12 protein-coding genes are annotated in these 11,327 nt (G+C 35.4%); all 12 read left to right on the top strand.

Annotation, left to right across the window (positions count from 1 at the left end; all coding sequences use genetic code 11):
- The first annotated feature begins 5 nt into the window (after positions 1 to 5).
- The 12 genes from rsxC (at position 6) to AC1EJ0_RS00110 (ending at position 11,316) form a co-directional block, all read left to right on the top strand.
- Positions 6 to 1,361: an electron transport complex subunit RsxC gene (gene rsxC, locus AC1EJ0_RS00055; protein ID WP_294984908.1), complete on the top strand. Its 1,356-nt coding sequence runs from the start codon at positions 6 to 8 to the stop codon at positions 1,359 to 1,361.
- A gap of 9 nt (positions 1,362 to 1,370) precedes the next feature.
- Complete coding sequence (locus AC1EJ0_RS00060; RefSeq protein ID WP_294797188.1) at positions 1,371 to 2,327, top strand: RnfABCDGE type electron transport complex subunit D; 957 nt, start codon at positions 1,371 to 1,373, stop codon at positions 2,325 to 2,327.
- A complete protein-coding gene (locus AC1EJ0_RS00065) occupies positions 2,324 to 2,887 on the top strand; it encodes an RnfABCDGE type electron transport complex subunit G (protein ID WP_480022908.1) in 564 nt (187 codons plus the stop codon). Before AC1EJ0_RS00060 ends, AC1EJ0_RS00065 begins: the two co-directional genes overlap by 4 nt.
- A gap of 9 nt (positions 2,888 to 2,896) precedes the next feature.
- On the top strand, positions 2,897 to 3,493 hold the full coding sequence (rsxE, locus tag AC1EJ0_RS00070) for an electron transport complex subunit RsxE (protein ID WP_294984913.1): 597 nt from the start codon (positions 2,897 to 2,899) through the stop codon (positions 3,491 to 3,493).
- Positions 3,494 to 4,069, top strand: coding sequence for an electron transport complex subunit RsxA (gene rsxA, locus AC1EJ0_RS00075; protein WP_058260242.1), 576 nt, complete (start codon positions 3,494 to 3,496; stop codon positions 4,067 to 4,069). It begins immediately after the preceding gene.
- 10 nt (positions 4,070 to 4,079) lie between these two features.
- Entirely contained in the window at positions 4,080 to 4,988 is a 909-nt protein-coding gene (locus AC1EJ0_RS00080) for an RnfABCDGE type electron transport complex subunit B (RefSeq protein WP_480022907.1), read from the top strand.
- A gap of 66 nt (positions 4,989 to 5,054) precedes the next feature.
- Positions 5,055 to 5,438, top strand: a complete 384-nt coding sequence (locus AC1EJ0_RS00085; protein WP_480022906.1) for a NusG domain II-containing protein — start codon at positions 5,055 to 5,057, stop codon at positions 5,436 to 5,438.
- On the top strand, positions 5,435 to 5,950 hold the full coding sequence (locus tag AC1EJ0_RS00090) for a Gx transporter family protein (protein ID WP_304016098.1): 516 nt from the start codon (positions 5,435 to 5,437) through the stop codon (positions 5,948 to 5,950). The genes AC1EJ0_RS00085 and AC1EJ0_RS00090 overlap by 4 nt, the downstream gene beginning before the upstream one ends.
- The gene (gene radC / locus AC1EJ0_RS00095; protein ID WP_480022905.1) at positions 5,943 to 6,644 is read left to right on the top strand and encodes a RadC family protein; all 702 of its coding nucleotides are present in this window, start codon (positions 5,943 to 5,945) and stop codon (positions 6,642 to 6,644) included. The genes AC1EJ0_RS00090 and radC overlap by 8 nt, the downstream gene beginning before the upstream one ends.
- A gap of 4 nt (positions 6,645 to 6,648) precedes the next feature.
- On the top strand, positions 6,649 to 7,482 hold the full coding sequence (mreC, locus tag AC1EJ0_RS00100) for a rod shape-determining protein MreC (RefSeq protein ID WP_058260247.1): 834 nt from the start codon (positions 6,649 to 6,651) through the stop codon (positions 7,480 to 7,482).
- A gap of 4 nt (positions 7,483 to 7,486) precedes the next feature.
- Entirely contained in the window at positions 7,487 to 7,978 is a 492-nt protein-coding gene (locus tag AC1EJ0_RS00105; RefSeq protein WP_480022904.1) for a hypothetical protein, read from the top strand.
- 8 nt (positions 7,979 to 7,986) lie between these two features.
- A complete protein-coding gene (locus AC1EJ0_RS00110; RefSeq protein ID WP_480022903.1) occupies positions 7,987 to 11,316 on the top strand; it encodes a penicillin-binding transpeptidase domain-containing protein in 3,330 nt (1,109 codons plus the stop codon).
- Positions 11,317 to 11,327: the final 11 nt, after the last annotated feature.

An 11,327-nucleotide genomic window follows, 5' to 3' on the forward strand; every position in this document is an offset into this window, starting at 1 on the left:
ATTTTATGTCAATACTTAAAACCTTTACTGGGGGCGTTCATATGCCTGAGTACAAGGAATTATCAGAAAAACAAGCTATTGAAGAGCAAAAAGAGCCTAATAAAGTTGTTATTCCACTAAATCAACACGTAGGTGCTGAATGTACGCCGCTTGTTAAAAAAGGCGACTTTGTTAGAGAAGGCCAAAAGATTGGTGACAGCGATGCATCTTTATTTGCTCCTGTTCATGCAAGTATTTCTGGTATAGTTAGAGATATTGGCAAAGTTTACACTACAGGAGGCTGGTTAGTTAATTCAATCACTATTGAAAAAGCAAGTGATGAAGAATTAGAAGCACTAGGCAATCCAAACAGTAGTGAACTTTTAATGGAAGGTTACGGTGACTTTAGAAACTTATCTAAAGAAAAAATCATCGAACTAATTAAAGAAGCAGGAATTATAGGTATGGGTGGAGGAGCGTTCCCATCATTTGCAAAATTACAATCATCAGATGATGGCACCATAGACACTATAATCATCAATGCTGCTGAATGCGAGCCGTTCTTGACATGTGACCACAGAATGATGCTTGAATATTCAGACAGAATGATAGGCGGCCTTAGGATAGTTATGAAATATCTTAATGTTAGCAGTGCTTACATAGGAATTGAAGATAATAAACAAGACGCTATTGACCTACTAGAAGAAAAATTAAAAGATGACAAGTTCATCAAAGTAGCAGTACTTAAAACTAAATTCCCTCAAGGGGACGCTTATAGAATGGTTGACTCTATCTTAGGTAGAAAAGTTCCTCAAGGAGGAAGAACTAAGAATGTTAATACATTTGTAAGTAATGTTGGTACCTTCGTAGCTATCTACGATGCAGTAACGTTTGGTCACGTATCACATAAGAGAGTAGTTACAGTTACAGGTAACGGAGTAAAAACACCTAAGAACATCAACGCATATGTTGGAACATCTATTAGAGATCTAGTTGAACAAGCTGGCGGCTTTAATGGCGATGTTACAAAAGTTATAGTTGGTGGACCAATGACAGGTGTTGCTCAATATTCATTAGATACTCCTATATCAAAGAATACATCAGGTATAATCCTATTAACTGATAACGACTATAAAGATGAAGAAGAAAGCCAATGCATAAAATGCGGTAAGTGCGTAGAAGCTTGTCCAGTACACTTAATGCCACTTTATATCTCAAGATATCAAGAGCTAGGCAACCTTAAGATGTGCGACAAATACAACGCTCAAAGCTGTATAGTATGCGGATCTTGTTCATATGTTTGTCCTGCAAAGAGATTCTTAGCTGAAAGAATTTCAGTAGCAAAGAGAGAGATAAAACAATCTCTAAGAAGATCTAGATAGGAGGGAAATATGGAAACAAATAAAAATTTACAAGAAGAAAAGCTTTACAGAGTAAGCTTAGCTCCATATTTGCGTTCTAAGGATACTACTCAAAAGATGATGCTAGACGTTATCATAGCATTACTACCAGCTTTAGCAGCAAGTATCTACTTTTTCGGTATGAACGCTTTAATGCTAACAGTAGTATCAGTAGCTTCATGCGTTGTAGCAGAAGTACTTATGCAAAAGTTATTCAAAAAGAAAGTTACAGTTAGCGATTTATCAGCTGTAATTACAGGAATTTTATTAGCATTTAACTTACCAGCGAGTGCACCATGGTGGATGCCAGTATTTGGCGGTTTCTTTGCTATATGCATAGTAAAACAAATCTTCGGTGGAATCGGTTCAAACTTTATGAACCCAGCACTTGGAGCAAGAGCAGCTATCATGGCATCTTGGCCAGGACTTATAACTAATTACATCACACCTGACGGAGTAGCATCTGCTACGCCACTTCAACTAATGAAGGCAGGTACAACAGCTGAATTGCCATCACTTATGGACATGGCAATTGGTAACATCGGTGGAGTTATAGGTGAAACATGTTCTATACTATTGATTCTTGGCGGAATCTACTTAATAGTAAAGAAAGTTATTGATTGGAAAATACCTTGCTTATATATTTTAACTACAGCAGTATTATTGCTAGCATTTGGTGTCGACATAAGCTTATTGCCATACCATATACTTGGCGGAGGACTTATACTAGGTGCCTTCTTCATGGCAACAGATTTCGTTACATGTCCTGTAACACCTAATGGTAGAATCATATTTGCTATAGGCTGCGGTCTAATCACTGCTATAATCAGAATATATGGAGGTATGGCAGAAGGTGTTTCATATGCAATCATACTTATGAACACAGCTACACCATTAATCGAGTCATTAACTACACCTAAGGTATTTGGGGAGGTTAAGAGCAAATGAAAGAAACATTAAAACTTGGTTTAATATTATTCATCATTGCAGCTTTCTCTGGCGGAGTTTTATCTTACACAAACAGCTTGACTAAGCCTATCATAGACCAAAGGGAATATGAAGAAACTCAAGCTGCTTTCAAAGAATTAATTCCAGATGCTGATAGCTTTGATCAGCTTGATGCAGCAAAACTTGAAAGCTTAAAGAGTGAAAATAAAAAGATTCAAGATATATACGAAGCGAAAAAAGATGGTTCAGTTATAGGATACACATTCAAAACTTCTGGATCAGGTTATGGCGGAGACGTTGTTATATTAACAGGCGTTGCAGAAGATAAGATTACTAAGATACTTGTTTTATCACACAAGGAGACACCATCACTTGGTGATAGAATCGAACATGATGACTTTAAAGATCAATTTGGTGATAAAGATGCAAGCAAAGAATTAGTTTTATCAAAGACTGCTTCTGGAGAAGAAATACAAGCTATATCAGGCTCAACAATCTCCTCAAGAGCAACTGTAGAAGCTGTTAATCAAGCAATTGACGCATTAAGTAAGATAAAGTAGAGGTGCGAGATGAAGATATCAAAAATATTTAAAGACGGTATGGTTGACGGCAACCCAATACTATCACAATTAGTTGGTCTATGCTCAGTACTTGCCATCTCTAGTACTCTTAAAAACTCAGTTACAATGGCAGCTGCTGTAATGATAGTTACAATCCTATCGAACATATTTATTTCTTTATTAAGAAAGATCATTCCTTCAAAGATAAGAATACCTATATATATAGTTATCATAGCAACATTCGTTACTATCATAGACTTAGTATTACACGCATATTTACCAGATATGTATAAGCAACTAGGCTTATTCATTCCACTTATAGTAGTTAACTGTATGATACTTGCAAGAGCAGAAAGCTTTGCATCAAAGAACAACGTTTTCTACTCAATGATAGATGGTTTTGCTTCTGGCCTAGGTTATGCTATCGCAATATGCGCATTAGGTTTTGTTAGAGAATTAATAGGCGCTGGATCAATCTGGGGTAAACAAATCTTCCAAGGAGCTAGTTTATTCGTACTTCCTCCAGGAGCATTCATTGTTCTAGGTATATTCGTAGCCATCTTTAACATTTACTTATTAAAGAGCAAAAAGAAGGAGGAAAACTAGATGGGAACAATATTTAAGATCTTAATTTCTACAATTTTTGTAAACAACTACGTTTTCGCTCAATTCTTAGGAATTTGTCCGTTCCTTGGTGTTTCAAGTAAGGTAGAGACAGCTACAGGTATGAGCGTGGCAGTAACATTTGTTGTTACACTTGCTTCAATCATAACTTATTATGTACAAATACTATTACTTAACCCATTTAACTTAGGATATTTACAAACAATTGTATTTATACTTATCATAGCATCCTTAGTACAATTCGTTGAAATGGTTATAAAGAAGATATCACCAGCGCTTTACGGAGCGATGGGTGTATTCTTACCACTAATCACAACAAACTGTATGGTACTTGGTGTTGCTATACTTAACATTCAAAGTGAATACAACATATTTGAAGTAATTACAAACGCTATAGGCGCATCACTTGGTTTTGGCTTAGCACTAATACTACTTTCATCATTAAGAGAAAAGCTTGAACTTGTTGATGTACCTGAACCACTTAAGGGAATGCCTCTTGCACTAATCGCAGCTGGACTTATGTCTATCGCGTTTATGGGCTTCTCAGGACTAGTATAGGAGGTAGAATATGGAAGTATATTTAATACCTATAGCAGTCTGTGGTATCATAGGCTTGATATTCGCTGTTTTACTATCAATAGCTTCAAAAGTATTTGAAGTAAAACTAGATCCAACTGTAGATAAAGTATTATCTGCACTACCAGGAGCTAACTGCGGTGCTTGTGGTTTCCCTGGCTGCGAAGGCCTTGCAAATGCAATCGCTAAGGGCGATGCACCTGTTAATGCATGTCCGGTAGGTGGAGCAACATGCGCAAGTAAGATAGCTGAAATACTTGGCGTTGATGCAGGTAGCTCTGAAAAGATGGTTGCAAATGTATTATGCCAAGGCGATTGCGATAAAACAAAAATTAAATACGATTATAAAGGCATAGAAAGCTGTTCATTTGCATCACAAATATCAGGCGGACCAAAGTCATGTGAGTTTGGCTGCGTTGGTTGTGCATCTTGTGTTAAAGCATGTCCATTCGATGCTATAGAGATGAGAAATGGTGTTGCATTTGTTCTAAAGGATAAATGTAAGGCTTGTAAGATATGTGTTGGCGTATGTCCAAAGAAAATTATCGAGATGGTTCCATACAAGAGCAAGGTATTTGTTAAGTGTAAAAACACTAATATGGGCAAGAAAGTTAAAGAAGCATGCAGCGTAGGTTGTATTGGCTGTAAGATATGCGTTAAGAACTGTCCAAAGGATACTATAGCTTTTGAAAATAACTTAGCTCACATTGTTTACGAAGGATGTATCAACTGTACTATATGTGCACAAAAATGTCCTACAAAGGCAATTCATGCTGAGAACTTAAAACCAAAGCCAGCAGCTCCAAAGGTTGAAGCACCTAAGGCAGAGGCTACAAAAGTAGAAGCACCTGCAAAGGAAGAAGCAAAGGCAGCTGAAACTATTAGCAAAGAAGAAAATTAATCAATATTATCTTTTAAGGGTATGGTAGAGCCATACCCTTAAAACGATAAAGAAGAAGGTTATTATATGAAAAAATTAGACGTCGTTTTAATAATATCTTTAATATTATTTTCATTTATCTTTATCATTAAAGATAAATTTTTCGCGCCTAATACAAATGATACATACATCGCCATCTCAGTTGATGGCAAAGACTATAAGAGATTAGAATTTAAAGACGAGACATATACATATCCTTTAAAAACGAAGTATGGCTTTAACAAGATTGAAGTTGCTAAAGACTACGTAAGAGTCTTGGAGGCGGACTGTCCAAACAAGCTAGACGTTTTGCAAGGAAAGATACATAGCACTAATCAAAGTATAGTTTGTATACCAAACAGAATGATTATTGAGATTAGATCAAAAACTGATCAAAAAGATGATGACGAAATGGATGCAGTAATTAAATGATGAAGACTAAAGATTTTATATACATTGCTTTATTCACTGTATTTGCAGTTGTTTTAAGCATCATAGAAAACTTCATACCACTTTCGTTTAGCATACCAGGACTAAGAATAGGGCTTGCAAATATCGCTGTTTTAGCGGTTTTGTATCTCTACTCATTTAAGTACGCTATATTTATTATCATTATAAAGAACTTATTAGTATTTCTTCAATTTGGTAACATCATAGCGTTTTTGATGTCAATGACTGGGGGCTTACTTAGCGTAATCTTTATGTATATATTTAAGCGTTACTTCGATAAGTACTTTAGCATATATGGGGTAAGTGCAGTCGGCGCATTCTTTCACAATTTTGGTCAAATATTATGCGCATCGATATTATTATCAAATAAGGTTATCTTCGGATACCTGCCAATACTTGTGATTATCGGCACATTTACATCCATACTTATAGCTAAAATTGCAGAACTTTTTATCAATAGATTTAAGAATATCAGAGGGTTTATAAATGAATGATTTTGAAGAGAAAAAATTAATGATGCAAGACATAAAGCTTGATGATAGGCCAAGAGAAAAACTCATCAGCCGCGGAAGAGAAGCACTTGAACTAGCTGAGATCCTTGCTATAATCATAGGTACTGGCACAACAAACTTTAGCGCAATTGATTTATCTAAAGAAATTTTAAAAAGATTTAATAACTTAAATGGCTATGCCTCACTAAAAGTAGAGGACCTTACTGAGGTTAATGGCATTGGCAAGGCAAAGGCCTGTCAAATAATAGCCGCACTTGAATTAGCAAGGAGACTTACAGGACCATCTAGTCTATATGAAGCAGAAAGCTTAAACGATCCAAAAAAGGTTTACAAAGCTTATAGAAATGAGTTTATGAACGAGCCTCAAGAAAAGTTTATAGTTCTTGCACTTGATACAAAACTTAAACTTATTAAGATAATCGAAGTCTCTAAAGGTACTGTGAACTCAACGCAAGTGCATCCAAGAGATGTATTTAGAGACCTTGTAAAGTGCAACGCAAGCAGCTGCATACTTATTCACAACCACCCAAGTGGTGACTCGAGCCCATCTAATGAGGATAAATTATTAACTGACAGACTCGTAGAGTGCTCGAAAATTATTGGTATATCTATTTTAGATCATTTAATTATTGGAGATACATTCTTTAGTTTTAAAGAACACAATCTCATGGAGTGATAGAATGAATTTTATTAAAAAACATAAAGTATTTTTCACAATTTTAATTTTATTATTAGCCATAGTTTTGATTATTAGCCTTAACAATAAAAAGAAAGGGCTTAATAGTCTTGAGTCTGCTCCTAGCGATATTATGAGTAAGGTATCGGCTTTCTTCTATGATGGAGCAAACAGAATTTCTAATGGCTTTAAAAATTTATTTTCAAAAGATGATACAAGTAGCAAAATCAAAGAGCTTGAAGATAAAGTAACTGTGCTTGAAGATAAGAACAGAGAGCTCGAAACTGTTATTATGAAGTCATCTTATCTTAAAAAAGAATACAATTTACTACAAAATACAAAATATGATTTAACAAAGGCCAAGATAGCGTCTATGGATCCTGATGAATGGTACAAGAGATTTACCATCAACAAGGGAACAAAGGACGGTATTAAAGATGGTGACATAGTTATAGGAGCTTCTGAGATACAAAACAATGTATATATTGAAGGCCTATTAGGTAAGGTCACAGACGCATCAAAGGATTCATCCAGAGTTATTTCGCTTAACGACGATAAGTTTAAAGTAAGCTTTAATATACTTAGAAACAACGAGTCGGGCGTTATGGGCGGTACTTTTGACTCTACAATCGAAGGCTACATGTTTGACTCAAACGCAGACGTCCTTGTTGGCGATAAGCTTATCACTTCTAGCTCATCTGATGAGTATCCAGCAAACATCTACCTTGGTGAAGTAGTTGAAGTAGTTAATGATGAATCCAATCTTAAGAAGATTATCAAAATAAAAGCAGCAGTAGATATAAAAGACGTTTCCAACGTATTTATAATAAAAAGGTAGCAAGATGAAAATATTAGCGTTTTTAATTTTTTTATTTATAAACTATATATTAAAAGCAGCGATTTTGCCAAACTTCTTACCGCCTAACTTTGTCTTTAACTTAACACTGTGCATAATCGTGTCGCTTGCACTATTAGCAAAGAGTAGAGAAGGCTTAGTTTGGACAGTGCTAGTAGCCATTCTAAACGATTTACTTGCACATGAAGTATTGTTTGTAAATTTATTTTTATTTACAATAATCTATCTAATGATATATTTCATCAGAGACAACATTAACATGGAGAATTTATTAAGCATAGCTTTAATTAATATAGTAGTTTATATATTCTATGTGCTCGCTACATATGTACTTTTAAGCTTTATGAGTGTAAATATAGTAATTGCACAGCTTGCGAGAAACATTTTCTCTATAAAGATAGTATTCGTAGCTCTATATGGGGTACTTTCATATCTAATATCAAAGAGGATATTCAGGTATAAGAACTATGATATCTAGGTGATTTCATGAATAATATTGAGAAGAATAAGAGATATACATTTATAAATCTAGTTGTTATCGTCGTCTTGAGCATATTAGTGCTTAAGCTTGCTCACTTGACCTTAATCGAAGGTGATCACTACAGATATATCTCGGACAATTCTAAAATTAGAACAATAACTGTTACAGCTCCAAGAGGCGAGATTAGAGACAGGTACGGAAGGTTAGTAGCTGGCAATCTTCCTTCTTTTACTGTGCAACTTTATAAGGATGATATGCTAAACTTAGAGGCAGAAGATAGGAACAAGGCACTTCTTGAGCTTGCTACAAGCCTTGAAGAAGACGGTGTTATCTATCAAAACGACTTCCCGATAGACTTTAACTACTTTGCTTATAAAGATGAGGCTGATTACATAAGTACAGACAAGTCGCCTCTTAAAACGGTCATTGATTTTATGAAGAATAAAGAAGTTTTAGACAGCTGCTTAGATATGTATATGACTTTTAATAATGATGAGAAGAGTTATGATGTAAGACTTGCTAATAGAGCTTTATATGCGATAAAATCAAAGTTTGTTGACTTTCCAGTTGAATATAAAAACACTGGAGAAAGGTATGAATTCGTTGCTAATGACAAGTTCTTAGACTTTAAGCAAAAGAATGAGTTTAATGAAGACTTAAGTCCAAGAGCCTTAGTTACTGAGATTATAGTTAGTGATGACACAGTGCTTAATAGGATATTCTCACATCCTATGATTAGAAAATTAGTTTATGAAAAGTATAAGAAAGATGGTCTTGAAAAGATTGCACTTAAAGACTGCGTAAACACTTTGTATGAGTCATATCTTGAGCAAAAGAGATCACTTATGAAAGAGTACCCAGACTATGTTACTTATGATACAAGTGCTAAGGAAGACTTTATTAATATATTTAAGAACACATCGCTTAAAAATATGCTTGGTAAAGCTTATAAGAACGAAGATGATGAAGTAATAGCACCAGGCAAGATACTTATAGACTTAATTAGGTCAAAGAATATCGAGACAAAGGTCGAAGCTATAATCAATCCAGACACATTAGATGTTTTATATAGATACAAAGACCAAAATCTAGATCCTGAGATCCCAGCTATAGATGAGCTAATTAGAGAAGCGGACAATAAAGAGATCATGGACCAATTTATCAGCAATAACAAGATTAGACCATATGCCCAAAAATGCATGCTAGAGGATGAAATCCAAACAAGGATATCCATAGCAGGTGACTTCGAGTACGTTGACTTAATTCAGTACAGGACTTTCCTAGACAGGATTTTCAAATTTAAGGATGATTTTGAAGAAAAAACTCCTGAGGAAACTCTTCAAAAAGCTATGGAAAAATACAGCATAGATGAAGATTATGCCCGTTATGAAGCAAAAACACTTCTAAGTATATACGAATTATTCTTAAAGCAAGGTCAACTTGCTTATCAGCCAATCAACTTTGCTTATGGTATAAAGCCACAAACAGTTGCTAAGATTGAAGAGAAACTTTATTTAAATACTGGTATAAACATATCCATAGAGCCAATTAGGTACTATCCTATGGGCTCGGTGATGTGCCACGTTATTGGCTCCTTAGGAAAGATCTCGACAGATGCTGAGATAGAAAAGTATATAAATCAAAAGAAATATTTACCTGACTCCATAATTGGTAAGACTGGTATTGAAGAGGCTTATGAAGATCTACTTAAGGGTAAAGATGGCGAGATGGTTGTCGAAGTCGATAGAATCGGTAATAAAACTAGAGTTATTTCTGAGACTAAACCTGTTAGAGGCAATACCATCTACCTAAGTATTGACGCTGAATTACAAAAGAACTGTGAAAAACTTCTTGAAAGAACTATAAAGACCATACCAAAGAGCGGCACTTTTGATAGTAAGTACGGCGATTTTAAGATGGAGTGGGATAGAAAGAGAAAGAGGACTTACGATAATACTACTTCAGGCTCCATCGTTTTAAACAATCCAAACACGGGTGAAGTCTTGACTATGGCAAGCTACCCAGGCTACAATCTAAACTTATTCGCAACTGGTATAAGCAAGAATGATTGGGACAGTTTAGAGCCTACTGAGGTTAAAAACTCGCTAGCAGCAAGACCGCTACTAAATGTTTCAACACAAACTGCCGTGCAACCGGGTTCTATATTTAAGATGTGTACAGGACTTGCGGCTCTTGAGAAAGGCTTAAGTCCTGAGACAAGAATCACGGATATGGGATATGCTGAGCTTGGCGCTAAGAAGTTTAGATGTCTTTTATGGACAGACTATCATAGAACTCATGGCTCAGTCAACTTAAGCGACGCCTTAAAGGTATCTTGTAACTACTTCTTCTATTCTTTGGCAATGGGCGAAAACCAAAGATTAGGCAAGAAACTTGAAGTAAAGCTATCTATTGACGACATAGTTGATATGGCGAAGAGATTTGGTCTTAACGACAAGACTGGTATAGAGATAAACGTGCCAAATGAATTCTCGGGCGGAGTACCAAACCCAGAAAAGAAACTTCAAAACATGAGATTTTACTTAAGAAACTATTTAAACGACAATCTTCATAATTATGTAAAAGAAGATGTAAGATATGATGAAGTATTTAAGGATAAGGCTATAAACGAAATATTATCATGGCTTGAAGAAGGACCGAATATGACTAGAAATCAAGTTATTGATGGGCTTGACAAGCTTGGACTTGACACAGAAAAGAAACTTCCGGGCAAGCGTGAGGGCTTAGCTGATATAATCAAATATACTTACCTAAATCAAGCTACGTGGAATCTTGCCGACACGCTATATGTAACTATCGGTCAAGGTGACTCAGCATATACGCCAATACAGATGTCAAACTATGTTGCCACTATTGCCAATGGAGGTTTTAGAAACAAATTAACCCTAATCGATTCGATAAAATCATATGACGGTTTAGAAGAAATTTATAAATTTGAAAGACAAGGCGAAGACATTGGTCTTAAGAGCAAAGACGAATTAGATGTTATTAAAAATGGTATGCATAAGGTAAGTAAACTTGGCTCGGCAAAAGCTGTTTTCAAAGATTTCCCTATAAATATTGGATGTAAAACTGGTACAGCAGAAAAAAATGGTGTTAATCCATATACAGGAAGAACATATGATCCATTTGCATGGTTTGTTGCCTTTGCACCATATGAAAAGCCTGAAATTGCTGTTAGCGCATTAATCTTCCAAGGTGGAACTGGTATAAACGCTGGACCTATGGTTAGAGAAGCCATAGCCGAGTACCTTGGCATGAACAAAGAGAATATTTCGAATGATTTACCGCTAGTAACAAAGGTATTAAAGTAAGGAGAATATAT

The organism is Fenollaria sp. C0166D3, assembly GCF_056590255.1.